This window comes from Dolomitihabitans soli, from assembly GCF_022213955.1.
Lineage (GTDB): Bacteria > Actinomycetota > Actinomycetes > Streptosporangiales > Streptosporangiaceae > Streptosporangium_A > Streptosporangium_A soli.
In genome coordinates this window covers 42,236-66,119 of record NZ_JAKNTW010000010.1, presented here as the reverse complement: position 1 = coordinate 66,119, position 23,884 = coordinate 42,236, and the positions used below count along the sequence as shown (strand labels likewise).

At 69.8% G+C, this 23,884-nt stretch carries 21 protein-coding genes; 12 read left to right on the top strand and 9 right to left on the bottom strand.

Going from position 1 to position 23,884, the window contains the following annotated elements; translation table 11 throughout:
- Positions 1–12: 12 nt before the first annotated feature.
- The gene (locus MBA17_RS22215) at positions 13–996 is read right to left on the bottom strand and encodes a Gfo/Idh/MocA family protein (RefSeq protein WP_238498465.1); all 984 of its coding nucleotides are present in this window, start codon (positions 994–996) and stop codon (positions 13–15) included.
- Positions 997–1,177: 181 nt separating this feature from the next.
- On the opposite strand from MBA17_RS22215, the gene MBA17_RS22210 reads away from it, so the two are divergent.
- From MBA17_RS22210 to MBA17_RS22195, 4 genes are all read left to right on the top strand, one after another.
- Positions 1,178–2,095 carry a glucosyl-3-phosphoglycerate synthase gene (locus MBA17_RS22210; protein ID WP_238498731.1) on the top strand — a complete coding sequence of 306 codons (918 nt, stop codon included), beginning with the start codon at positions 1,178–1,180 and terminating at the stop codon, positions 2,093–2,095.
- 26 nt (positions 2,096–2,121) lie between these two features.
- Positions 2,122–3,270, top strand: coding sequence for a glycosyltransferase (locus MBA17_RS22205; RefSeq protein ID WP_238498464.1), 1,149 nt, complete (start codon positions 2,122–2,124; stop codon positions 3,268–3,270).
- A gap of 82 nt (positions 3,271–3,352) precedes the next feature.
- A complete protein-coding gene (locus tag MBA17_RS22200) occupies positions 3,353–4,963 on the top strand; it encodes an alpha/beta hydrolase (RefSeq protein ID WP_238498463.1) in 1,611 nt (536 codons plus the stop codon).
- A 44-nt stretch (positions 4,964–5,007) separates the two neighbouring features.
- Positions 5,008–7,455 carry a GcvT family protein gene (locus MBA17_RS22195; RefSeq protein ID WP_238498462.1) on the top strand — a complete coding sequence of 816 codons (2,448 nt, stop codon included), beginning with the start codon at positions 5,008–5,010 and terminating at the stop codon, positions 7,453–7,455.
- Positions 7,456–7,621: 166 nt separating this feature from the next.
- Here the strand turns inward: MBA17_RS22195 and MBA17_RS22190 are convergent, their stop codons facing one another.
- From MBA17_RS22190 to MBA17_RS22180, 3 genes are all read right to left on the bottom strand, one after another.
- Positions 7,622–7,828, bottom strand: a complete 207-nt coding sequence (locus MBA17_RS22190; protein ID WP_238498461.1) for a DUF397 domain-containing protein — start codon at positions 7,826–7,828, stop codon at positions 7,622–7,624.
- A gap of 238 nt (positions 7,829–8,066) precedes the next feature.
- Complete coding sequence (locus tag MBA17_RS22185) at positions 8,067–8,297, bottom strand: DUF397 domain-containing protein (protein WP_238498460.1); 231 nt, start codon at positions 8,295–8,297, stop codon at positions 8,067–8,069.
- A 39-nt stretch (positions 8,298–8,336) separates the two neighbouring features.
- Entirely contained in the window at positions 8,337–9,188 is an 852-nt protein-coding gene (locus MBA17_RS22180) for a helix-turn-helix domain-containing protein (protein ID WP_238498459.1), read from the bottom strand.
- A gap of 647 nt (positions 9,189–9,835) precedes the next feature.
- On the opposite strand from MBA17_RS22180, the gene MBA17_RS22175 reads away from it, so the two are divergent.
- The 7 genes from MBA17_RS22175 (at position 9,836) to MBA17_RS22145 (ending at position 19,506) form a co-directional block, all read left to right on the top strand.
- Complete coding sequence (locus MBA17_RS22175; protein ID WP_238498458.1) at positions 9,836–10,177, top strand: hypothetical protein; 342 nt, start codon at positions 9,836–9,838, stop codon at positions 10,175–10,177.
- Between the two features lie 119 nt (positions 10,178–10,296).
- On the top strand, positions 10,297–12,402 hold the full coding sequence (glgX, locus tag MBA17_RS22170) for a glycogen debranching protein GlgX (RefSeq protein ID WP_238498457.1): 2,106 nt from the start codon (positions 10,297–10,299) through the stop codon (positions 12,400–12,402).
- A complete protein-coding gene (gene treY / locus MBA17_RS22165) occupies positions 12,395–14,599 on the top strand; it encodes a malto-oligosyltrehalose synthase (protein WP_238498456.1) in 2,205 nt (734 codons plus the stop codon). The genes glgX and treY overlap by 8 nt, the downstream gene beginning before the upstream one ends.
- Complete coding sequence (gene treZ / locus MBA17_RS22160; protein ID WP_238498455.1) at positions 14,592–16,304, top strand: malto-oligosyltrehalose trehalohydrolase; 1,713 nt, start codon at positions 14,592–14,594, stop codon at positions 16,302–16,304. Before treY ends, treZ begins: the two co-directional genes overlap by 8 nt.
- Positions 16,305–16,328: 24 nt before the next feature.
- The gene (locus MBA17_RS22155) at positions 16,329–17,591 is read left to right on the top strand and encodes a cryptochrome/photolyase family protein (protein WP_238498454.1); all 1,263 of its coding nucleotides are present in this window, start codon (positions 16,329–16,331) and stop codon (positions 17,589–17,591) included.
- A gap of 101 nt (positions 17,592–17,692) precedes the next feature.
- Positions 17,693–18,517, top strand: coding sequence for a hypothetical protein (locus tag MBA17_RS22150; RefSeq protein ID WP_238498453.1), 825 nt, complete (start codon positions 17,693–17,695; stop codon positions 18,515–18,517).
- A 218-nt stretch (positions 18,518–18,735) separates the two neighbouring features.
- Entirely contained in the window at positions 18,736–19,506 is a 771-nt protein-coding gene (locus MBA17_RS22145; RefSeq protein WP_238498452.1) for an SAM-dependent methyltransferase, read from the top strand.
- Between the two features lie 76 nt (positions 19,507–19,582).
- Here the strand turns inward: MBA17_RS22145 and MBA17_RS22140 are convergent, their stop codons facing one another.
- The gene (locus MBA17_RS22140) at positions 19,583–20,275 is read right to left on the bottom strand and encodes a TetR/AcrR family transcriptional regulator (protein WP_238498451.1); all 693 of its coding nucleotides are present in this window, start codon (positions 20,273–20,275) and stop codon (positions 19,583–19,585) included.
- Positions 20,276–20,403: 128 nt separating this feature from the next.
- Here MBA17_RS22140 and MBA17_RS22135 point away from each other — a divergent pair, with 128 nt between their 5' ends.
- Positions 20,404–21,207, top strand: coding sequence for an SDR family oxidoreductase (locus tag MBA17_RS22135; RefSeq protein ID WP_238498450.1), 804 nt, complete (start codon positions 20,404–20,406; stop codon positions 21,205–21,207).
- A gap of 210 nt (positions 21,208–21,417) precedes the next feature.
- Here MBA17_RS22135 and MBA17_RS22130 read toward each other — a convergent pair whose 3' ends face one another.
- The 4 genes from MBA17_RS22130 to MBA17_RS22115 all read right to left on the bottom strand — a co-directional run bounded on the left by MBA17_RS22130 (position 21,418) and on the right by MBA17_RS22115 (position 23,884).
- On the bottom strand, positions 21,418–21,720 hold the full coding sequence (locus MBA17_RS22130; protein ID WP_238498449.1) for an MTH1187 family thiamine-binding protein: 303 nt from the start codon (positions 21,718–21,720) through the stop codon (positions 21,418–21,420).
- Between the two features lie 126 nt (positions 21,721–21,846).
- Complete coding sequence (locus MBA17_RS22125) at positions 21,847–22,179, bottom strand: hypothetical protein (protein WP_238498448.1); 333 nt, start codon at positions 22,177–22,179, stop codon at positions 21,847–21,849.
- An 18-nt stretch (positions 22,180–22,197) separates the two neighbouring features.
- Positions 22,198–22,875 carry a uracil-DNA glycosylase gene (locus MBA17_RS22120; RefSeq protein WP_238498447.1) on the bottom strand — a complete coding sequence of 226 codons (678 nt, stop codon included), beginning with the start codon at positions 22,873–22,875 and terminating at the stop codon, positions 22,198–22,200.
- Positions 22,876–22,984: 109 nt separating this feature from the next.
- Positions 22,985–23,884, bottom strand: coding sequence for a carbohydrate ABC transporter permease (locus MBA17_RS22115; RefSeq protein ID WP_455432825.1), 900 nt, complete (start codon positions 23,882–23,884; stop codon positions 22,985–22,987).

The following is a 23,884-nucleotide window of genomic DNA, read 5'->3' as shown; positions in this document are numbered from 1 at the left end:
GGTTGGGCGTGGTCACACATCGGTGTGCTCCACGGCGACGGGGAGCCCGGTGGCGGCCGAGGTGGCGAGGGCGCAGGCGAGCCGGTGGGTGCGCAGCGCCTCGGCGTACGGCACGCGCACGTCGTCGCCGGTGCCGCGGAGCGCGTCGACGAACGCCCGGTCCACCCGGCGCCGCGCCTCGCCCGAATCCCGTTCGACGGACCGTCCCCGCGCGGTGTGCACCACCAGCTCGTTCTCCGCCAGGTCGAGGGAGATCCCGTCGGCCTGCACCTCCAGGCCGATCCGGTGCCGCCAGCCGAGCAGGCAGCTCGCGGCGAGCAGTCCCGCCGCCCCGTCCCTGAAGCGCAGCACCGCCCCCGTGGCCCGGTCGATGTCCCCGTCGGTGTCCCCGCCCGCTCCCGCTCCGCGCGCCGCCGGTACGGCGTGCACCTCGGCCACCTCGCCGACCAGCGCCCTGGCCAGGTCGAGGACGTGGATCGCCTGTTCGAGAATCTGGCCGCCCGACCGGTCGCGCCGGAGCCACCAGTCGACGGGCGGCACCTTGTCCAGCCAGTGCCCGAGCGCCAGCCGTATGGGCCGGCCGCCGAGCAGGTCGCGGGCGCGGGCCAGCACGTCGAGGTAGCGCCAGTGGTGGCCGACGGCGGTCGGGACCCCGCGCCTGGCGACCTCGGCGGCGATCTTCTCGGCGGTGGCGGCGTCGAGGGCGAGCGGCTTCTCCACGAAGACGGGCAGGCCGAGGGAGAGCGCGTCCAGTTCGGCCGGGCCGTGTGCGAACGGCGGGACGCAGATGTAGACGGCGTCCAGTCCGCCCGCTTCGAGCAGCGACTCGTGGCCGGTGTGGCCGGGCACGCCGTGTTCCGCCGCCAGCGCGTGGGCCTTGGCGGGCACGGTGTCGGCGATGCCGGCGAGCTCGACGTCGGGAAAGCCGGACAGCACCGCCGCGTGGCGGGCGGCGACGTTTCCCGCGCCGATGATGCCTATGCGCGTTGGAGTCACGAGGACTGTTTGCCACCAGCAATACCGGTCAAACCGCTTTATATATGTTCATTTCCCCCATTACGGGGCACAGCACCCGATCAAGGGGTTTTCCTCTCGATCGGGGAAGGCGATGGATGATGAGTTCTCGGTCTATCCGCAGGTAACGGATACCGACACGCTTGTCAGAGTGCGCCGTTGGATGCGGCGCCGTACGAGCAGGGCAGAGGACTGGCCGCACGACCGGCTTCTCGCGGCCAAGGGCTCGACCTCCATCAGCGTCATCCTGCCCGCGAAGGACGAAGAGGAGACAGTCGGCGGAATCGTCGCCGTCATCAGAACCGAACTCGCCGCGCTGGTGGACGAGATCCTGGTCGTGGACTCCCGGTCCGACGACGCCACCGCGCGGCTGGCCTCCGAGGCGGGCGCCAGGGTGGTCCACCAGGACGAGGTGCACCCCGAGCTGCCCGCGCTCTCCGGCAAGGGCGACGCGCTGTGGAAGGGGCTCGCGGTCACGCAGGGAGACCTGGTGGTCTACATCGACTCCGACCTCCGCAACTTCGGCCCGCACTTCGTCACCGGCCTGCTCGGCCCGCTGCTCGCCGACCGGGGCGTCTCCTTCGTCAAGGCCGCCTACCAGCGCCCGCACATCACCCCGGACGGCGTCGTGCACCCGGGGGAGGGCGGCAGGGTGACCGAACTGGTCGCCCGGCCGCTGCTCAACCTCTACTGGCCGGAACTGGCCGGGTTCGTCCAACCGCTCGGCGGCGAGTACGCGGGCCGCCGCGAGGTGCTGCGCCGCGTCCCGTACGTCACCGAGTACGGCGTCGAACTGGGCCTGCTCATCGACCTGCTCGGGCTCGTCGGGCTGGACGCGATGTGCCAGGTGGACCTGGGCGAGCGGGTGCACGCCCACCAGTCCACCGCCGCGCTCGGCCGGATGGCCGCGCAGATCATGCTGACCGCCTGGTCACGGCTGGAACGGCAGGGCCGGGTGGTCTCCCCGGAGCCGCCGGCCTCGCTGCTGCTGCAGTACGAGCACGGCGTGCCGGGGGTGAGCGACGTGAGCGTCGCCGAACGCCCGCCGCTGGCCTCGCTCACCAGGGAGCGGGCCCGGTAGACGAGTGATCAGGAGGTGAGATCCCGATGGACCTGACCGTGCTGATGAACGCCGGGCCATGGCTGCCGGTCCCGCCCGCCGGCTACGGCGGCATCGAGAACGTGGTGGCCACCCTGGTACCCGAGCTCCGCCGCCACGGGGTCCGCGTCGTGCTGGCGAGCGTCCACGGCAGCGCGCTGGAGACCGACGAACGGGTGAGCGTCTTTCCCGAAGGCCAGTTCGCCCAGTTGCAGAAGCCGTACAACCAGGTCATGGGGATCGCCCACGCGCACCTCGCTCGGGTCGCCGACGAGCTGCGCCGCCGCCGCGACATCGACCTGGTGCACGACCACGTCGAGGTCGTCGGGCCCGCCGTACTCGCGGCGCTGGGCGCGGAGGGCCCGCCCGTCCTGCACACGCTGCACTGGGACCTGGCCAAGCACCCGCACTTCTACGGCGCGTTCCCCGGAACCTGGATCCGCACCAACGGGGTCTCCCGCTCCCAGCTCGACCGCGCGCCGGCCGCGCTGCGCGACTCCGCGCTCGGCTGGGTCCACCTGGCAACGCCCCTCGCGGACACGCGCATCGAGGCCGCCAAAGGAGAACACGTCGTCGTCATGGGCAGGATCTGCCACCTCAAGGGCCAGCACGTCGCCGCCCGGATCTGCCAGAAACTGGGCATCCCGCTGGTCCTCGCCGGGCCGGTCGCCGCCTGCCATCACCCCGCCGACCTGGCGGCCATCCTGGAGGACCCCGACGATCCCGGGCACGGCAACCCCGACGTCCGCTACTACACCGGCAGCGTGTCCCGATACGTGGACGGCGACATGGTGCGCTGGATCGGCTCGGTGTGCGGCGCGGAACGCGACCGGCTCTACGCCTCCGCCCGCGCCGCGCTGTTCCCGCTGCAGTGGGACGAGCCGGGAGGCACGGCCGTCGTCGAGGCGCTCGCGCTCGGCGTGCCCGTGGTGGGTCTGCGCCGGGGCGTGCTGCCCGAAGTCGTGGAGCACGGCCGGACGGGACTGCTGGCCGACACCGAGGAGGAACTCGCCGAACTGCTCGGCCGGGTGGACGAGATCGACCCCGAGGAATGCCGCGCCGCGGCCCGCGCCCGCTACACCCCCGCCGTGATGGCGGAGCGTTACCTGGAACTCTATGAGAAGGCCGTCGCCGCACGTCGGCCGTCTGGACGTTAGGGTTCGGCTGGTACCAGATTTGAACCTATATCGGGGGCAACCGGTGGGGGACCGGGACGAAAAGCGTACGACAGCGAGAGTCGTGCGACGCAGACTCGGCATCGGCGGCACGGTCGTCGCGGTCGGGTTCTTCTGCGCGTCGTTGTCGCCTTCGCTGCTGCCACGCTCGTGGATCCTGCAGGGGATCGTCGGCGGGGTCGCCGCCGGCGGCGGTTACGCCCTGGGGAGCATCCTCAGCGCGCTGCTCCGGCGGGGCTTCGGCCTGACGCCGAGCCCGCGGGCCCGTGCCGTCGCCTGGCGGCTGCTGGTCGGCGGCGGCACGGTGATCTGCCTGTCGGTGCTCTGGTTCAGCTCCGACTGGCAGCGCGAGGTCAGGCGGACGATGGGGATGGACACCGACATCGCCTGGTTCCAGCCGCTCATCGCCGTGCTCGCCGTGGTCACCTTCGTGCTGCTGCTCGCCCTCGGGCGGTCGGTCAGGCTGGCGACCCGCAAGCTCATCAGCCTGCTCGGCCGCTTCATCCCCGCGACGGTGGCCAAGGTCGTCGGCCTGGCGCTCGCCGTGTTCCTGGTCATGGTGTTCGCCAACGACGTGCTGTTCGGCAACTTCATCGAGGTGATGAACAACACCTCCTCGCTGGCCAACCGGGGCACCAGCCCGGGGGTGAGCGCTCCCGTGTCGAGCAGCCTGTCCGGCAGCCCGGGGTCGCTCGTCAGCTGGGACTCTCTCGGGCGGATGGGCCGTGACTTCACCGGCAAGGCCACCCGCAAGGAGGACCTGGAGAAGTTCGCCGGCGGACCGGCCGCCGATCCCATCAGGGTCTACGTGGGGCTCGACTCCGCGCCGTCCTTCAAGGAACAGGTCCGGCTCGCCGTACGGGAGCTGAAGCGGACCGGGGCGTTCGAGCGTGACGTGCTCGTCGTGATGGGCAGCACCGGCACCGGCTGGGTCGACTCCAAGGTGGCCGACGCCATCGAGTACATGTACGCCGGCGACACCGCGCTCGTCTCCATGCAGTACTCCCAGCTTCCGAGCTGGCTGTCGTTCATCGTCGACAGGGACAAGGCCGCGGAGGCCGGGTCGGACCTGATCGAGGGCGTGCGGGCCGAATGGGCCAGGTTACCCATGACGGCCCGGCCGAAGCTGCTGGTCTTCGGCGAGAGCCTGGGGTCCTACGGCATCGAGGAGGCCTTCGAGGACTTCGACGACCTGATCGCGCGGACCGACGGAGCGCTGCTGGTCGGCCCGCCCAACCTCAATCCCATCTGGCGTTCCCTGATCGCCGGCCGCGATCCCGGCAGCCCGATGTGGCGGCCCGTCTACCAGGGCGGCCTCCAGGTGCGCTTCGGTCAGTTCCCGCAGGACCTGCGCGAACCTGGCCACCCTGACGTGGTCTACCTGCAGAACGCCTCCGACCCGGTGATCTGGTGGAGCCCCGACCTGCTCTGGGACAAGCCCGGCTGGATGGTCGACCCGCGCGGGCCCGACGTGGCCCCCGCCATGCGGTGGTATCCCGTCGTCACCTTCTGGCAGGTCGTGGTCGACCTGGTGTTCGCCAACCACGTCCCGCCCGGTCACGGTCACCAGTACGGCCCGAACGTGGTGGACGGTTGGGCCGCCGTCGCGCCGCCCGACGACTGGGACGAGGGTGACACGGCCCGGCTGAAGCTGATCGTCCAATCGCGACGGTAGTGACTTTGGTCTAGCGTCGTAGACACCTGTGATTGGAGTTGCCGGTGACCACTGCCAAGGCGTTGCCCACCGCGGCCAGGATCGTCATCATCGGCGGCGGAGTGGGCGGCGCCAGCATCGCCTACCACCTCGCCGAGCTGGGCGAGCGCGACGTGGTCCTGCTCGACCGCGCCGAGCTGACCAGCGGCTCGACCTTCCACTCGGCGGGCCTGGTCGGCCAGCTCAGGGCCGACCCGACGCTGACCAGGATGAACCAGTACTCAGTCGAGCTGTACCGCCGCCTCCAGCAGGGCGACCATCCACCCGGCTGGGTGGAGTGCGGCGGCATCAAGCTGGCCGGCACCCCGGAGCGGATGGAGGAGATCCGCCGCCAGATCGGCTGGGCGCGCACCTTCGGGCTGCCCCTGGAGGAGATCACGGCCGCCGAGGCCGCGGCGATGTTCCCGCTGATCGACACCGACGGCGTCGTCGGAGCCGCCTACCTGGCCAGTGACGGCCAGGTCGATCCCTCCCAGCTCTGTCACTCGCTGGCCGCGGGCGCCCGAGCGGGCGGCGTGCGGATCCACACCCACACGCGGGTGCTGGACATCGACACCGAGCACGGCCGGGTCAGCCGGGTGCGCACCGACAAGGGCGACATCGACTGCGAGATCGTGGTCGACTGCGGCGGCATGTTCGCCGCCGAGATCGGCCGGATGGCCGGGGTACGCGTCCCGATCGTCCCCATGTCCCACCAGTACGTCGTCACCGAGCCGTTCCTGGACCGCCCCGCCCGCCCGCTGCCGACCCTGCGCGACCCCGACCTGCTCGTCTACTACCGCCAGGAGGTCGACGGCCTCGTCATGGGCGGGTACGAGCGCACCTCCGGCCCGTGGACCGCCACCGAGGCCGCCTACGACGCCGTGCCCGCCGACTTCAACGGCCGCCTCCTCGCCGAAGACTGGGACCGGTTCATCGAGATCGGCGACAACGCCAGGATCCGCGTCCCCGCCCTGGCCGACGTGGGCATCCGCAAGCTGATCAACGGCCCCGAGGCGTTCACCCCCGACAACGAGTTCTGCCTCGGCGAGACCGAGGTCGGCGGGTTCTTCGTGGCCGCCGGCTTCTGCGCCCACGGCATCGCCGGAGCCGGCGGCATCGGCAAGGTGATGGCCGAATGGATCGTCACGGGCGACCCCGGCCTCGACCTCTGGCACATGGACATCCGCCGCTTCGGCCGGCACTACCGCTCGCCCTCCTACACGCTCAAACGCACGGTCGAGAACTACGAGTCCTACTACGACATCCGCTACCCCGGCCACGAACGCTCCGCCGGCCGCCCGCTGCGCGTCTCGCCCGCGTACGGCTGGCACCAGGCCAGAGGGGCGTCCTTCGGCGAGAAGTCCGGCTGGGAACGCGTCAACTACTACGAGTCCAACGCCGCCCCCGCCCTCGCCGGCCTGCGCCCGCGCGGCTGGGCGGGCCGCCACTGGTCCACCGCGGTCGGCGCGGAACACCTGGCCACCCGCGAGACCGCCGGGCTGTTCGACGAGTCGTCCTTCGCCAAGATCGAGGTCACCGGCCCCGACGCGGCGTCCTTCCTGGAGTGGGTCTGCGACAACGAGGTCGCCCGCGCGGTCGGGTCGGTGACCTACACCCAGGCGCTCAACAGCCGCGGCGGCATCGAGTGTGACTTCACCGTGACCAGACGGGCCGACGACGACTTCCTGATCGTCACGGGCACCGCCTTCGGCTCCCACGACCTCGGCTGGCTGCGCCGGCAGGCCGCCGAACGCGGCGCCGCCGTACGGCTGGCCGACGTCACCGGCCAGTACGCCTGCTTCGGCCTGTGGGGACCGCGCGCCCGCGACATCCTCGCCCGGCTCACTCCGGACGACCTGACCTTCCCCTTCATGACGATGCGCGAGATCACCGTCGGCGACGTGCCGGTGACGGCCCTGCGGGTGACGTTCGTCGGCGAGCTGGGCTGGGAGCTCTACTGCTCCAGCGAGTACGGCGCGGCGCTGTGGCGGACGGTGTGGGCGGCGGGCCGGGGGGACGGGCTGGTGGCGGGCGGTTACCGGGCCATCGACAGCCTGCGGCTGGAGAAGGGCTACCGGGTGTGGGGGGCCGACATCGGGCCGGAGACGGATCCCTGGGAGGCCGGGCTCGGGTTCTGCGTGAAGCTCGGCAAGCCGTTCCTCGGCAGGGAGGCGCTGGTCGCCGCCCGTGAACGGGGTCTCGCGCGCCGGCTGCGCTGCCTCACCCTCGAAGATCCGCGTTCGGTCGCGCTGGGCAACGAGCCGGTCCGGGTGGGGGACGCGATCGTCGGGCGGGTCACGTCCGGGGGATACGGGTACAGCGTGGGGTCCTCCATCGCCTACGCCTATCTGCCGGTCGAGCACGCAGAGCCGGGCACGAAGGTGGCGGTGGAGATCTTCGGTGAGTGGGTGAACGGGGTGGTGGCCCGCGAACCGCTGTTCGACCCGAAGGGGGAACGGGTCAGGGCGTGACGGGCCTGGCTCCCGCTGACCGAGTCCACTCGGCCCCCGGCCGGTCGCGACCACCCCGCGAGGCCGTCGCCTTCATTCCGGGGGACGACGGGAACACCCTCCGAAGCCGACCCGTGTGCCCCGCCGAGAGGGGGGGCACACGAGCTTGCCGTCCGGCGGGCCGTGGCTAGTGGTCGAACCGCCCCGCCTTCACGTCCGTGATGAAGGACTCCCATTCGTCGAGCCCGAAGGCCAGCACGGGGCCCTCGTCACCCTTTTTGCCGTCGCGTACGGCCACCAGATCCTTGCTGAATGCCACTTCGACGCAATGACCGCCGTTGCACGCCCCGGAGGAACGCCAATTGGCGCCCCAGAACGCGTGTCGGTCCTCCATGCGCTTCCTCCAGGTATAGATCGACTGGATGCATCTTGCGATGTTTGCGCCGAGGACGATTGTAATTCACTTGCAACGTGTAAGCCATCTGTGCGTGTCGGTGTCAACGTTTGTGGTGCGTGTGTCCCAAGTGGTTGTACTAGAGTTGGCCGTGACGCGTCCCTTCCTCAAAATCGTCGCAGGAGCGGGCGTTGGGGATCGGCTCCCTGGTAGCGCCGGGGGGCCGTCCCGGTTTCGGTTAGAAACTCGGCGCCCGGTCAAACTCTCCGGTCTTTATATCGGCTATCCACATTCGCCACTCGCTGGTGGTGAACTCGATGGTCGGCCCAAATTTCGCCTTGCTGTCGCGAATCGCCATTCCGCCATGCGGAAGTTCGGCGACCTCCACGCAATTGGCACCGTTACAACGACTGGCGGCCCTCCATGCCAATTCGAGGTGCGGCGCAGGATGTTCCGCTGCCATCATCATCTCCTTGTGATCTCTCGGAACGATTGGACCGGCGCCGGCTCAGCCGACGAACGATCCCCTGATTTCCGCGATGCGGGCGACCGATGTCGCAGGGTCGAGACCAGCAGCGCGGAGGCTTTCGAGGGCTTCGTTGTAGATTTCAATATGGCTTGGTTTCTCAAGATAGAGCTGCCCCATGAGCCCTTCTACGAACACCGTGTCGGCGACCGCGGGGTCGGACAGCTGAAGAAAGGTGAACGCATTGTCGAGGCCCATGTGCGCACCGACCGTGAAGGGGATGACCTGCACCACGACGTGCGGAAGCTCCGACAACTCCAGGATGCGGCCGAGTTGGTCGCGCATGACCTCACGCCCGCCGACGTGACGATGCAGAACCGATTCGTCCATGAGTGCCCAATAGCGTGGCGGTGTTTCCTGAAAGAGTAGTTGCTGTCGTTTGATGCGTGCCTCGACGCGCACGTTCAGCACGTCGGGGCTCATTCGCGGAAGCAGCCCGCGAATGATGGAGCGCGCGTACTCCTCGGTTTGGAAAAGGCCGGGGACTATGCAGGTCTCATAAATGGTCATCGACGTGGCGGCTTCTTCGAGGCCAAGGAGGCTGCGAAAGTCCGGGTCGTCGTACTGCTGCCACCAGCCGGGCTTCTTGGCCTCGTCGGCCATTGTCATGAGGGCCCGGACCTCGGCGGCCCCCGTGACGAGATATATCTGCGCGAGGTCGCGGACGTCACGTAGGCTCGCCCCGCGTTGCGCGGTCTCTATGCGACTTATCTTCGCGGGGGAGCAGAGCAGCTTCTGCGCGACGTCATCGATGCTGAGGCCGGCCTCTTTGCGCAACTCGCGCAGGCGGGCGGCCAACTGGCGACGTCGAAGGGTCGGGTTGACTCCAGCCATCGACGTTCACCTCTTCGCGATGCTGCGGACGATGGCCGCGGGTGGTTCGCTACAGTCACCGATCTTCCCTTGGCCGGTCGGCGGTAACCACCAACGGCAGGTTCGATCGGCAATTGCATACGTATAATGCCGCGCGATGTGGGCCGCGTAGTGGCGAGGATGCTCTTCTGTTACAAGATTTTCTGGCATGGCCGCCGACCCTCAGGTGTTTTGTAGTGCTTTATTGCTTTCTATGCTGTTTTGTCGGGCTGATTCGATCTGTTTCGTGGACCTGTCTCGACGCGAGGGTCCCGCTGCGGGCGTCGGGGAGGAGGCGGGCCCTCGACCGTGGCACCCAGGCCGCCTGCGGCGGGGGTCCGAAGCCGACGGTGGCCGGGCTGAACCAAGGCTAGCCACGCATGACAATTCCGATAGGTAACCGCCAGGGGTACATTCGTGTGGCAATTGCCATAGGCACGTCGTAATCGGTAAGGAACCAGCGTAGAAGGTAAGGGAGTCCCTCGACTGCCCGAAGGGAGCCGGAACATGCCCATGGGGGGAGTTCGAGGAGCGCGACGGGGCGCTCCGGAACTCAGCTGATCCAGGGGGGCGATGAGGTGGTCCCGGCTGACGCGATCATCTGTAGTCAGAGCAGAGAGACAATCTTCATGCACGTTGACGACATCGGGCTTGGCACAAGCCCTTGGAGCCTTGCGCGCAGGTGGTTCTTCATCTGTGTGCACGGCCTGGATGACGAGCTGTTCGCCGAGATCGACTCATTCGCGTTGGTCGTCGGCTGGGAGACCCGGCGACCGGGACCCTTCAAGAGGCTCTACCGGTATTCACGTTTCGACGCCTTCACCGAGTGCACGGTGTGCGAGGGCAGCGGGGACGCGGCGGTGACGAAGCCGGGTGAGTGCGCGCAGGGTGAGTGCGCGCCGGGTCGGTGCGGCGGGTGCGCGGGGTACGGGCGGGTGGAGAAGGTCGGCACGCGGGGAGGCCGGCGCTGACGTCCGTCTGAGCGACCCCCCACGCGGTGACTTTCGCGCCCCGGCAGACAGGGGCGGGCTGTCACGCATGGCCGTACGCACATGTGGGAATGACCTCTCACCGCTGGAGGGCGGTGTGAATGACGGATATCTGGCCGGGTGATCCCTACCCGCTCGGTGCCACATACGACGGCGCGGGCACCAACTTCGCGCTGTACTCCGAGGCGGCCGAGGGTGTGGAGCTGTGTCTCTTCGACGAAGACGGCCACGAGGCGAGGGTCTCGCTCACCGAGGTCGAGGGCTTCGTCTGGCACGGCTACCTGCCGGGAATCGGTCCCGGGCAGCGATACGGCTACCGCGTGCGCGGCCCCTACGACCCCCGGACCGGCCGGCGGTGCAACCCGGCCAACCTGCTGCTCGACCCGTACGCCAAGGCGATCGAGGGCGAGGTCGACTGGAACGAGGCGGTGTACGGCTACCGTTTCGGGCAGCCCGACAGCCGTAACGACGCGGATTCGGCCCCCTACGTGCCCCGGTCCATCGTGATCAACCCGTTCTTCGGCTGGGGCCACGACCGTCCGCCCGCCCGGCCGTACCACGACACGGTGATCTACGAGGCGCACGTGCGCGGGCTGACGATCGGGCATCCCAAGATCCCCGCGCGCATTCGCGGCACCTACGCCGCGCTCGGCCACCCGGAGATCATCGACCATCTGACGGGGCTCGGCGTGACGGCGCTGGAGCTGATGCCGGTGCACCAGTTCGTCACCGACCAGGGGCTGGCCGAGCGCGGGCTGACCAACTACTGGGGCTACAACACGATCGGGTTCTTCGCCCCGCACAACGCCTACTCCTCCACCGGCCAGCGCGGCGGGCAGGTGCTGGAGTTCAAGGCGATGGTGAAGGCGCTGCACGAGGCCGAGATCGAGGTCATCCTCGACGTCGTCTACAACCACACGGCGGAGGGCAGCCACCTCGGTCCGACGCTGAGCATGCGGGGCATCGACAACGTCGACTACTACCGGCTGGTCGAGGACGATCCGCGCTACTACCTCGACACCACCGGCACCGGAAACAGCCTGCTCATGCGGTCGCCGCACGTGCTTCAGATGATCATGGATTCGCTCCGCTACTGGGTCATCGAGATGCACGTCGACGGGTTCCGGTTCGACCTCGCCGCCACTCTCGCCAGGGAACTGCACGAGGTCGACCGGCTGAGCGCGTTCTTCGACCTGGTCCAGCAGGACCCGGTGCTCTCGCAGGTCAAACTGATCGCCGAGCCGTGGGACGTCGGACCGGGCGGCTACCAGGTGGGCAACTTCCCGGCCCGGTGGACCGAGTGGAACGGCCGGTACCGCGACACGATCCGCGACCTGTGGCGGGGACAGCCGGCGGCGCTGCCCGAGTTCGCCTCGCGGCTGACCGGCTCCAGCGACCTGTACCAGCTCGACAGCAGACGTCCGGCCGCCTCGATCAACTTCGTCACCTGCCACGACGGCTTCACCCTGCGCGACCTGGTCTCCTACAACACCAAGCACAACGAGGCCAACGGTGAGGGCGGGCGCGACGGCACCGACGACAACCGGTCCTGGAACTGCGGGGCGGAGGGGCCCGCGACGCTCGCCATCGAGTCGCTGCGCGAGCAGCAGAAGCGAAACTTCCTCACCACCCTGTTCCTGTCGCAGGGCGTGCCGATGCTCTCCCACGGCGACGAGCTGGGCCGCACCCAGAAGGGCAACAACAACGCCTACTGCCAGGACAACGAGATCAGCTGGGTCGACTGGTCCGACGTGCGGGAGAACTGGCTGCTCCTGGAGTTCACCAAACGCCTGGCCAAGCTCAGGCGGGAACATCCGGTCTTCCGCCGCAGGCGCTTCTTCTACGGCCGGCCGGTGCGCGGCTCGGAGGACGGGCTGAGCGACATCGTCTGGCTGACCCCGCCGGGAGAGAAGATGACCGACGCCGACTGGAAGGTCGGTTACGCCAGGTCGCTCGCGGTCTTCCTGAACGGCGACGCCATCACCGAGCCCGACCGCCGGGGCCGCCGCATCAAGGACGACTCCTTCCTGCTCATGTTCAACGCCCACCATGACGTCATCCGGTTCACGATCCCGAAGGACTACGGCGAGATGTGGCTGACCGAGATCGACACGGCGATGCCGATCACACTGGACGCCCGGGCGTGCCGGGCCGGAGAGGGCGTGGCCGTGGCCGGTCGCTCGGTCCGGGTGCTGCGGCGTGTCTAGGCCGTCCCGGGGCGCGGCCCCCACCTCGACCTACCGCCTCCAGCTCACCCCCGACTTCGGGTTCGCCGACGTGGCCGAGCTCGCGCCCTACCTGGCCGACCTCGGCGTCGGCCACGTCTACCTGTCGCCGATCCTGCAGTCCGTGCCCGCCTCCCGGCACGGCTACGACGTGACCGACCACTCGCGGATCAGGGAGGAGTTCGGCGGGGCGAAGGGGCTGCGCGCGATGGCCGAGCGGCTCGACGCCCACGGGCTGGGCGTCGTGGTCGACATCGTGCCCAACCACATGACGGTCCCGGTGCCGGAGTCGGGCAACGCGCAGCTCTGGTCGGTGCTCAAGGACGGGCCCGGCTCGCCGTACGCCTCGTGGTTCGACATCGACTGGGGGTCGGGGCGGGTGGACCTGCCGGTGCTCGGCGACGACCGCGAGCCGTACCCCGACGGTGACGTGCTGAGATACCACGACCACGAGTTTCCGCTGCCCGGCGACCACTATCGGCTGGTCTCCTTCCGCAAGGGGCCGGGCTACCGGCGGTTCTTCGACGTGTCCTCGCTGATCGGGCTGCGCGTGGAGGACCCCGGGGTGTTCGAGGGGACGCACCGGGTGGTGCTCGCCCTGGTCGAGGAAGGGCTGGTGGACGGGCTGCGGGTCGACCACCCCGACGGGCTGGCCGACCCGCGCGGCTACTTCGACCGGCTGCGGGAGCGGTCGGGCGGTGTGTGGACGATCGCGGAGAAGATCCTGATCCGCGAGGAACGGCTGCCGGACGACTGGGCCTGCGCGGGCACCACCGGCTACGACGTGCTCAACCGGATCACCGGGCTGTTCGTCGATCCGGCCGGGCGCGAGCCGCTGGTCGAGCTGTTCACCCGGCTGACCGGCGGACCGGCCGACTACACCACGGTGGTCCGCGAGTCGAAACGGCACGTGCTCGACCTGTTCTTCGGCGCCGAGATCGATCGGCTGACCGCCGTCGTCGGCGGGGCCAGGCTACGCGCCGCCGTCGTCGAACTGCTGGCCGCGATGCCCGTCTACCGGGCGTACGCCGTGCCGGGCGAGCCGCCGCCGCCGGAGTCCGTCGAGATCGTGGAGACCGCCGCCCGGCTGGCCGCCGACCGCCTCGGCGACGAGTCCGCCGTCCGCGAGGTGGTCGAGGCGGTGCTGTACGGCACGCCGGAGGCGATCGTGCGGTTCCAGCAGACCTGCGGTCCCGTGATGGCCAAGGGCGTGGAGGACACCGCCCTCTACCGGTGGTACCCCCTGGCCTGCCTCAACGAGGTCGGCGGCGAACCCGGCGACTTCGGGATGACGCCCGCCGAGTTCCACGACTACTGCCGCACGCTGCCGCCGGAGAACATGACCACGCTGTCCACCCACGACACCAAGCGCTCCGAGGACGTCCGTGCCCGGCTCGCCGTACTGTCGGAACTGCCGGCGGAGTGGGCGGCGGCCGTGGATGGCTGGGCGGCACAGGTGTCCTTCGACCCCGCGCTCGACTACCTCGGCTGGCAGAACCTCATGGCCGCCTGGCCGATCAGCGCCGAGAGGTTCACCGACTACCTGCTGAAGGCCGCGCGGGAGGCCAAGACCTCCGTCTCCTGGATCGACTCCGACCCCGGCTACGAGCGTGACCTGCGCGGCTTCGCCGAGCGCGCGATCAGCGAGTGCGGACCCTCCGTCGCCGCCTTCGCCGCGAAGATCGAGCCGCACGCCATGGCCAACTCGCTGGGCCAGAAGATCGTCCAGCTGATGATGCCCGGCGTTCCTGACGTCTACCAGGGCAATGAGATCACTGACTTCTCCCTGGTCGATCCCGACAACCGGCGGCCGGTCGCCTTCCCGTGCGTGCCCGTCTCCGCCTGGGACTCCGCCAAGCTGCTGCTCACCAGGACCGCGCTGAACCTCCGCCGCCGGCTCGACCCCGGCCTGCCGCAGGAGCCGCTGGCCGCGCAGGGGGACGCGGCGGCGCACGCGATCGCCTTCGCCCGCGGCACGCGGGCCGTCGCGGTGGCCACCCGGCTGCCCGTACGGCTGGCCGCGCGCGGCGGCTGGGGGAACACCTGGATCACGCTGCCCCACGGCCACTGGCACGATCTGCTCACCGGCCGCCCGCACACCGGGCGCGTGCCCCTGGCGCACCTGCTGTCCCAGTACCCGGTCGCACTACTGGAGAGGGATGACGCCGACGATGTTTAAGGTCTGGGCGCCGGACGCCACCACGGTCGAGGTCGAGGTCGCCGAGGTCCGTCACCCGATGTGGGCGGGCCCTGCGGGGTGGTGGTACGCCGAGGTGGCGGGAGCCGATCACGGCACCGACTACTCCTTCAGGGTCGACGGCGGCGGGCCGTACCCCGACCCGATGACCCGCAGGCAGCCCGGCGGCGTGTTCGGGCCCAGCCGTGTCTACGACCACGACCGGTTCACCTGGAGCGACCACGACTGGCGCGGGCGCGTGCTGCGCGGCGCGGTCATCTACGAGCTGCACGTCGGCACCTTCACCGCCGCGGGCACCTTCACCGAGGCCGCCGAGATGCTCGACCACCTGGTCGACCTGGGGGTCGACTTCGTGGAGCTGCTGCCGGTGCCCCCGGTGCCCGGCAAGCACAACTGGGGCTACGACGGCGTCGACCTGTGGGCCGTCACCGAGAACTACGGCGGGCCCGACGGGCTGAAGATGCTGGTGGACGCCTGTCACCAGGCGGGGATCGGCGTCATCCTCGACGTGGTCTACAACCACCTGGGCCCGTCCGGCAACTTCCTGCACCCCTTCGGTCCCTATTTCAACAGCGCGCTCGGCAGCTTCTGGGGGGAGGCCGTCAACCTCGACGGTCCCGGCTCCGACGAGGTGCGCCGCTACCTGATCGGGAACGCGTTGCAGTGGCTGCGCGACTTCCACATCGACGGCCTGCGGCTCGACGCGGTCCACGCGCTGCACGACAAGCGGGCCGTGCACCTGCTGGAGGAACTCGCCGTCGAAGTGGACCTGCTGGCCAGCTCGCTGGGCCGGCCGCTGACGCTGATCGCCGAGTCCGACCTGAACGATCCCCGGCTGGTCACCCCGCGCGAGGCCGGCGGCTACGGTCTCGACGCGGTCTGGGACGACGACGTCCACCACGCGCTGCACGCCGCGCTCACCGGCGAGCGGCACGGCTACTACTGCGACTTCGGCCCGCTCGCGGTGCTGGCCAAGACGCTGACCTCCGCCTACCTGCACGACGGCACCTTCTCCACCTTCCGCGGACGCTCCCACGGACGCCCCGCCGCCCATGTGCCCGGCTACCGTTTCGTCTGCGCGCTGCAGAACCACGACCAGATCGGCAACCGGGCGACCGGCGACCGGCTGTCCGCCGAGTCGCTTCGGGTCGGCGCGGGGCTGCTGCTGACCTCGCCGTTCACCCCGATGCTGTTCATGGGCGAGGAGTGGGGCACCCGTACGCCGTTCCTGTTCTTCACCGATCACGAGGACCCCGAGCTGGCCTCCACCGAGGCCGACCGGCGCCGCCGCGAGTTCGTCGGCCACGGCTACGACGACTGGGCCGACAAGGCCCCCGACCCGCAGAACGAGAGCACGTTCCTGCGCTCCAAACTCGACTGGTGCGAGCTGAAGCTCGACGGCCACCGCGCCCTGCTCAACTGGTACCGCGACCTGATCGCGCTGCGCAAGGCGCTCCCCGAGCTGACCGACCCCCGCCTGGACCAGATCAAGGTCGACTATGACGAGGACGACCGGTGGCTCGTCATGCATCGCGGCTCGCTGAGGGTCGCCGCCAACCTGGGCCCGGCGGTGGTCAGGCTGCAGCTGCCGCGCGCGCGGATCCTGCTCGCCTCCGACGAGGACATCGTCCTCGACGAGGATCTCGTGCTCCCCGGCCACTCGCTGGCCATTCTCCGTACCATCTGACCTGACCTGGGCAGACTCCCTGGTGTGGAGACCGTCATCGTGCTGTTCACCAGGGACCTGCGTGTGCACGACCACCCGGCGCTGGCCGAGGCGTGCGAGCGGGCCCGCCGGGTCGTGCCGTTGTTCGTGCTCGACCCGGCCGTGCCCGCCGGCCACCGTGCGCCCTTCCTGCGGGGCTGCCTCGCCGATCTGCGCCACTCGCTCAGATCCCGCGGCGGCGAGCTGTTCGTACGGCGCGGCGACGTGGTCGCGCAGACCCTGAGACTGGCCGCGGAGGTGTCGGCGGAGGCCGTCTGGACCACCGCCGACGTCAGCTCCTACGCCAGGCGCAGGGAACGACGGCTGGCCGACGAATGCGCCCGGGCCCGCCTGGGCTTCCGCTGCTTCCCTGGCGTGACGGTGGTTCCGCCGGGCGAGCTGCTGCCCGCCGGCGGGGGAGACCACTACCGGGTCTTCACGCCCTACTGGCGCGCCTGGTCCACCACCACCCGCCGCCCCGTACGGCCCGCGCCGCGCCGGCTGCAGGTCCCCTCGTCGCCGGCCGCCGGGCGCATCCCCGCCGGCGCGACCGAGGGTTTCGCACCGCCGGGGGAGACGGCGGCGCGTGCCCGGATGGAGCACTGGCTACGGCACGGCCTGGCCGGGTACGGCGAGGGCCACGATGACCTGGCGGGTGACCGCACGTCCAGGTTGAGCCCCTATCTCCGGTTCGGTTGCCTGTCGCCGCTGGAACTCGCCGAGCGGGCGGGAGCGGGGAGCTTCGTCAGGCAGCTCTGCTGGCGCGACTTCCATCACCAGGTGACATACGCGTTCCCGCAGATCAACCGGCTCGACTACCGGCCGGGACGCAGGCGGTGGCGGGACGACGAGGACGCCCTCGCGGCGTGGCGCGCGGGGATGACCGGGGTGCCCATCGTGGACGCGGGCATGCGTCAGCTCGCCGCGGAGGGCTGGATGCACAACCGGGCCCGGTTGATCACGGCCGCCTACCTGGTGAAACAGGTGCGGATCGACTGGCGGGCGGGTGCGGGCCACTTCTTCGCGTTGCTGCTCGACGGTGACGTGGCCGACAACAGCGGCAACTGGCAGTGGGTCGCCGGCACGGGCAACGACACCCGTCCCAACCGGAGCTTCAACCTGATCAGGCAGGCCAGGCGCTTCGACCCGGCGGGCGACTACGTCAGGTCGCACGTCCCCGAACTGGCCGCCGTTCCAGGTCGGTCCGTCCATGAGCCCTGGCTGCTTCCCACCCCGGTGCCGGGATACCCCGCCCCTATCGGGATATGAGGTTGTGGAAAGCCCGTCGCCTGTCCACAGAGCGGCGTTCGGGGAGCCGAGGCGGCAGGAGCCGCGCGGATGCTGGGGGCCTCGCTCGATGAGGAGGCCAGATGAAGATCACATTGGAGCTACCGGGAGAGACGAGCTCGGCCTTCGTGGTCGTCGCCGGCCGGCTGCCCGCCGCGCTCGGCCCGGGGTTCGTCGACAGCGTGGTGCCCTGGCGCATGCGGCGGCCGTTCCGCCGGATCGCGGCGGACACGCTCGGGTCGCCGCGGCTGACCGTCTCGATCCGGCGGGCGCGCAGGTCGCCCTGGCTGGCGGCGGTCGCCGAGTCGGGGGAGCAGGGGTGGGGGCGGGCCCGGCATCACGTCGTGGTGTCCAGCGTCGCGCCCGTGTCGGTCCAGCCCGAGGCGGCGCAGACCGCCAGGGCGGCGGCCCGTGCGCTCGCGGCCGAGTGCGACGGGGTGATCCACGATGTCACCACGGGCGCGGCCGTCTTCCACTGCGGCGGCTGCCCGGGGGAGCGGACGGAGTTCGCCCTGGCCGACGACTGGCTTGGCGGCCGGATCGCTCCCGCGCTGGTGGCGAGCCGAGGGCTGCGACGGTTCGGGTTACCCGAGATCCTGCTCGACCGGGCGGCCTGCGGCCACGACCTGTGCACGGGAAGCCTGCTGCGTGCCGTCGCCGAGCGGTTGCTCGCGGAGCACCTGGCCTTCCTGGCGGCTCATCCGGCCGCCGTCCGCCGGACCATCGACGACCGGCTCCGGATCGACGGGGGCGACGTCGCCCTCTCCTGGGCCGGCGCGCCGGGGCAGACCCTGCAGGCCACCCCCTGTCCGGCCGCCGATGCCCTCTCCTGCGCCAAGGTAGCCGCCACCCGCAGGCGCGACACGCGTCTCCGGCGTCCGCCCTACTCCGAGCGCCTGACCGGGTAGAAGGCCGGGTAGAAGGCCAGGTGGAAGGCCGCTCCCGCCGCCAGACGCGACGCGCGTTCAGGGCGTCCGCCTTACTCCGAGCATTTGTCCAGATAGGACGTATGACGTGTTAAAAGTCCGGTGTGCACGGGTCTGCCTGCGCTACGATCAGCGCGCGGGCGGGGCCGCGGCATCACTCAGGCTTCGCCCATCGCGTTGTCGACGGGTGAGGAGCGATAGTGAACGAGCGCATCCCTCAAGGCATCGATGTCACCACGCCGAACGTCGCCCGCATCTACGACTACATGCTCGGCGGCAAGGACAATTTCGCCGCCGACCGTGAGGCGGCCGAGCAGATCGTCAAGGCCTTCCCCGAGTCGCGTGACGGTGTCCGGCACAACCGGGAGTTCCTCGGCAACGCCGTCACCCACCTCGCCCGGGAGATGGGCATCCGGCAGTTCATCGACATCGGCGCCGGTCTCCCCACCCAGCAGAACGTCCACCAGGTCGCCCAGGCCGTGTCCCCCGACGCCCACATCGTCTACGTCGACATCGATCCCGTGGTGTGCGTGCACGGCCGCGCGTTGCTGGCCGCCAGCCCCGGCGTCGCGATGGTGCAGGGCGACCTGCACCATCCCGCCGAGATCTTCAAACAGGCCGTCGAGACCGGTCTGATCGACGGCGACCAGCCGGTGGCCGTCCTCATGGTCGCGGTGCTCCACTTCCTGGAGGACCCCTACGACCAGGTGGCCCAGCTCCGCGAGCTGATGGCGCCCGGCAGCCACCTGGTGATCAGCCACCTCACCATGGGCGACACCCGCGGCGACGACACCGCCGCGGTGCGCGACGTCTACTCCCGGGCCAGCTCAGGCGTCTTCCCCCGGACCGTCGAAGAGATCAAACGCTTCTTCGGCGACTTCGAGCTCCTCGACTCCGACCGTTTCATCTCCCCATCCCTGCTCCGCAGGTTCGCCATCCTCGGCTGGGGCGGCGCGGCCCGCAAACCCTGACCCGTGGTGTGGTCTTCCGCCTCGTCGGTCCCGGTCTGACTCCGGGCGGGCGTGCGGAACCGGTGCCGCCGTGGGTCTAGCGTTCGACCGGGGTGGCGAGGATGCCGGTGAGGAGGACGTGCAGGAACCAGGTCGCCCGCTGTTCGCCGCTGCCGGCCAGCAGCGGCTCCCTTAGCGCGGTGATCATGGGAAATCGGTCGGGGGGCAGCGCCGCGAAGTGGTCGCCGACCTCCTGCAGGTAGGCGGCCTCCGAGCCGCCGTCGACCGTCTGGTCGTGGTGGGCGCTCTGTTCGGCGGCCACCGCGGTCAGATGGAGGCCGAGGAGGTCGACGGCCCACGCGGCGGTGTCGTCGGTCAGCCCGCCCTCCTTCAGCAGGGCCAGCATGCGCTCGGTGATCAGGAGGGCGTTCGGGCCGGCGGGAATGGTCCCGAGCGCGACGAGCGCCAGCCCCCGATGACGGGCGAGGGCCTCGATGTAGGCGTTGACCAGGTTCGTCAGGCGCGTGCGCCACGACCCCCCGCGGTCGGCGGGCAGCGGGACCTCGCCCAGCGCCTCGTCGCACATCAGGGTCAGCAACTCGTCGCGGTTCCTGACGTACACGTAGAGCGAGGCGGCGCCGGTGTCCAGTTCGGTGCCGACCCTGCGCATGGTGAGCGCGTCCATGCCGTCACGGTCGAGGATCCGCAGGCCCGCGCGGACGATGACGTCACGGCTCAGCGGAGCCTTGGCGGGCCGGGCCCTGCGGCTCACCGGCGCTGGGGATGTCATGCCCGCCAGCATAGGCAGAACGAACACCGTTTGACACGAACGTCGTTCGTTCCCTAGCGTTCGGCAAGAACGCTGTTCGTTACGAACGTCGTTCCGGAGGTATTTCACTGTGAATCAGGAGATCTGAAATGACCATTCTCGTCACCGGTGGCCGCGGCGCGGTCGCCAAATCGCTGCTCGCCCTGCTTGACCGTGCTGGGCAGACCGTCCGGGTCGGCTCCAGAAGGCCGGAGGAGGTGCGCGGTGCCGTCCGGTGTGATCTGGGGGACCCGGACACCTTTCCTGAGGCGCTCAGGGGTGTCGAGTCGGTCTTCCTCTATGCGGAGGCGAGCACCGTCGAGGCGTTCGCCGAGCAGGCCGCCGTCGCCGGGGTCGAACACGTCGTCCTGCTGTCATCATCGATGGCGGCCGACCCGGCGGATCCCCATCATGTCGTCGAACGGGCACTCCACCCGCACCCCTTCGAGGTGACCGTCCTGCGCCCCGGCACGTTCGCCGGCAACGCCCGGCAGTGGTCGTGGCCCATCAGAACGGCGAGCGCCGTGAGCCTGCCGTACCCGAACGCGTACACCGACCCGCTGCACGAGGCGGACCTGGCCGAAGTCGCGTACGAAGTCCTCAGGGACCCGGGTCTGCATGGCGGGATCTACACCGTCACCGGGCCCGAGTCGCTGACGTTCGCCGAGCAGATCGGGCGGATCGCCGACGTCACCGGCAAACCGATCGCGGTCCACGAGGTGAGCCGTGCGGCGTGGAAGGCCGAGATGGCCGACCATCTGCCGGGTGCGTTCGCCGACAAACTGCTCGACTGGTGGCACTCCGCGGACGGCGTGCCGGCCGTCCTCACGGACACCGTCAAGCGGGTCACCGGCCACCCCGCCCGGCCCTTCGCCACCTGGGCCGGGGACAACGTCGCCGACTTCACGGCTTGACGCGCTCTTCGGCATGAATGCCGAAGACTCTGCCTGTACCGCACCTGCGGCACTTCTGCGGCTTCACGCTTCACCGACCCGAGCCACCGAGATGGTCTTACCGGGTCTCCACAGGCTTTCGAGCCTTCCGGCCCGTTCCCGCCCGTCCGGCGGTACCTGATGCCGAGCCAGGGGCCGCTCGAACCTGGGGGAGGGTTCGAGGACACCGCGCTAGCGGGTGGTGGAGCCGAGGTGGTGTTCGAGGGAGGTGATTTTGGAGGTCATCGCGTCGGTGACGCCGGGGCGGAGGTCGGCCTTGAGGACGAGGCTCACCCGGGGGGCCACCTCGGCGACCGCGTCGACGGCTCGTTTGAGGACCGCCATGACCTCGTCCCACTCGCCCTCGACGGTGGTGAACATGGCGTCGGTGTGGTTGGGGAGGCCGCTGTCGCGCACCACCTGGACGGCCCGGGCCACGGGCTCGGCGACGCCCTCGCCGACTCCGAGCGGTGTGACGGAAAAAGCGACGATCACCTGAGTCCTCCTGTCAGCGCCTGCCGTGGCCGGGAAGTCTGTGATGTTCCTGAAGGGGGGACGCTCGGGCATCGCCGGCCGCCCGCTGGGCGACCGCGTCGAGAGGCCGGAACACGTGCGACCGAATCAGTTGCCGTTGTGCTCGTGTTCGTGCTCGTCTTCCTCGGGGGCCTCGGCGGGCTCGACGCCGAGGACGGCCTCGCGGGGCTCGACCTCGGCGATGTGGTCGATGAGGTGCAGCACGTGGTCGGGCTCGATGAGCCACTGCAACGCGGTGGCGCCGGTCTCGTCGTCGGTGACCAGCCCCGCCTGCTCGGCACGCTCGTTGTCGTCGAGGTCGGCCTCGGGGTGCCGGATCTCGGCGAGCGCCGCAGCCTGGAGGGCGTCGACGTCGAGCACCTCCACGGTCAGCTCAACGGTGATCCGGAGATAGCGCTCGGTGTCTGGCTCATCGCTCATGGTCGAATCCTAGTGGGATCAGGGCAGCTTCCACTCCACGGGAGTGGCGCCCTGCTGCTCGAGGAGCTGGTTGGCGCGGCTGAACGGGCGGGAGCCGAAGAAGCCGTTGCGGGCCGACAACGGGCTGGGGTGGGCCGACTCGACGCACGGCACGTCGCCGAGCATCGGGCGCAGGTTGCGCGCGTCACGCCCCCACAGGATGGCGACCAGCGGCTTCTGCCGGGCCACGAGGCCGTGGATGGCCTGCTCGGTGACCTGCTCCCAGCCCTTGCCCCGGTGTGAGGCGGGCTTGCCCGGCATCACGGTCAGGACCCTGTTGAGCAGCAGCACGCCCTGCTCGGTCCACGGGGTGAGGTCGCCGTTGGTGGGAGCGGGGTGGCCGAGGTCGGCCATGTACTCCTTGTAGATGTTGACCAGGCTGCCCGGCAACGGCCTGACGTCGGGCGCGACCGAGAAGCTCAGGCCGACGGGGTGGCTGGGCGTCGGGTAGGGATCCTGCCCGACGATCAGCACCTTGATCTCGTCGAACGGCTGCTGGAAGGCGCGGAGCACGTTGGCGCCGGCCGGGAGGTACTGCCTGCCGGCGGCGATCTCCTCGCGAAGGAACTCGCCCAGTTCGGAGATCTTCTCTCCGACGGGATCGAGGGCCTTGGCCCAGCCTGCTTCTACGACTTCGTGCAACGGACGTCCAGCCATGGATGAAAACCATAGTGGCCGTCAGCCCGTCATGTGACCTTCCCCAGAAAAATGATCAAACCCGGGCGGAGGCCCGCCTGTCGTAGAGCCAGGCGAGCCTCCGGATGGGTCACTTGACGGAGCCGGCCATCATGCCCTGGACGAAGTAGCGCTGGAAGGCGAAGAACAGCACCAGGGGGATGATCAGTGACAGGAAGGCACCGGGGGCAAGGATGTCCACGTTGGTGCCGAACTGCCGCATCTGTGATTGCAGGGCCTTGGTCATCGGCTGATTGTCGGTGTCAGCGAAGACCAGGGCCACCAGGAGGTCGTTCCACACCCACAGGAACTGGAAGATGCCCAGGGACGCGATCGCCGGCTTGGCCAGCGGGAAGACCACCGTGGCGAAGATCTTCCACTCTCCCGCGCCGTCCATGCGCGCGGCTTCCAGCAGTTCCTTGGGAATGCCGGCGAAGAAGTTGCGCAACAGGAAGATGGCGAACGGGAGCCCGAAGGCGACGTGGAAGAGGACCACACCGGGGATCGAGCCGAAGATGTTCAGCGAGCCGTACAGCTTGGCGATGGGGATCAGCGCGATCTGGATGGGGACCACCAGCAGCGCCACCACCACCAGGAACACCGCGTCCCTGCCGGGGAACTCGATCCAGGCGAAGGCGTAGCCGGCCATCGCGGCGATGCCGATGACCAGCAGCGTCGCGGGGACCGTGATCGCGATGGTGTTCCAGAACGAGCTGGTGAAGCCCGTCGCCAGCAGGTCGCTGTAGTTCGCCAGGGTGAGCTGGGCGGGCTGGGTGAACGCCGTCCACCAGCCGGAGGAGTTGTTGAACGTCTCGCCGCGGATGGAGACGATCAGCAGCCCGAGGGTGGGCATCAGCCAGAAGAGGGCGACCACGATGAGCAGGGCCTGCAGGAACCCGCCGCCGAGTCGGTCGATGACGCGGCCGAGTACGCCGCGCTTGGGGGCGCCCGCCGAATTCGCGACGGTACGTTCGACGGTCGCGGTGGCCAT

Excerpts from the sequence above, each read along its gene's own strand:
- MBA17_RS22185 (WP_238498460.1), bottom strand. The coding sequence starts at position 8,297 with ATGATGATGGCAGCGGAACATCCTGCGCCGCACCTCGAATTGGCATGG.
- glgX (WP_238498457.1), top strand. The coding sequence starts at position 10,297 with ATGACGGATATCTGGCCGGGTGATCCCTACCCGCTCGGTGCCACATAC.
- MBA17_RS22115 (WP_455432825.1), bottom strand. The coding sequence starts at position 23,884 with ATGGCCACCGCGACCGTCGAACGTACCGTCGCGAATTCGGCGGGCGCC.
- MBA17_RS22150 (WP_238498453.1), top strand. The coding sequence starts at position 17,693 with ATGAAGATCACATTGGAGCTACCGGGAGAGACGAGCTCGGCCTTCGTG.
- MBA17_RS22125 (WP_238498448.1), bottom strand. The coding sequence starts at position 22,179 with ATGAGCGATGAGCCAGACACCGAGCGCTATCTCCGGATCACCGTTGAG.
- MBA17_RS22180 (WP_238498459.1), bottom strand. The coding sequence starts at position 9,188 with ATGGCTGGAGTCAACCCGACCCTTCGACGTCGCCAGTTGGCCGCCCGC.
- treZ (WP_238498455.1), top strand. The coding sequence starts at position 14,592 with ATGTTTAAGGTCTGGGCGCCGGACGCCACCACGGTCGAGGTCGAGGTC.
- MBA17_RS22135 (WP_238498450.1), top strand. The coding sequence starts at position 20,404 with ATGACCATTCTCGTCACCGGTGGCCGCGGCGCGGTCGCCAAATCGCTG.
- MBA17_RS22190 (WP_238498461.1), bottom strand. The coding sequence starts at position 7,828 with ATGGAGGACCGACACGCGTTCTGGGGCGCCAATTGGCGTTCCTCCGGG.
- MBA17_RS22210 (WP_238498731.1), top strand. The coding sequence starts at position 1,178 with ATGCGGCGCCGTACGAGCAGGGCAGAGGACTGGCCGCACGACCGGCTT.
- MBA17_RS22120 (WP_238498447.1), bottom strand. The coding sequence starts at position 22,875 with ATGGCTGGACGTCCGTTGCACGAAGTCGTAGAAGCAGGCTGGGCCAAG.
- MBA17_RS22175 (WP_238498458.1), top strand. The coding sequence starts at position 9,836 with ATGCACGTTGACGACATCGGGCTTGGCACAAGCCCTTGGAGCCTTGCG.
- MBA17_RS22140 (WP_238498451.1), bottom strand. The coding sequence starts at position 20,275 with ATGACATCCCCAGCGCCGGTGAGCCGCAGGGCCCGGCCCGCCAAGGCT.
- MBA17_RS22205 (WP_238498464.1), top strand. The coding sequence starts at position 2,122 with ATGGACCTGACCGTGCTGATGAACGCCGGGCCATGGCTGCCGGTCCCG.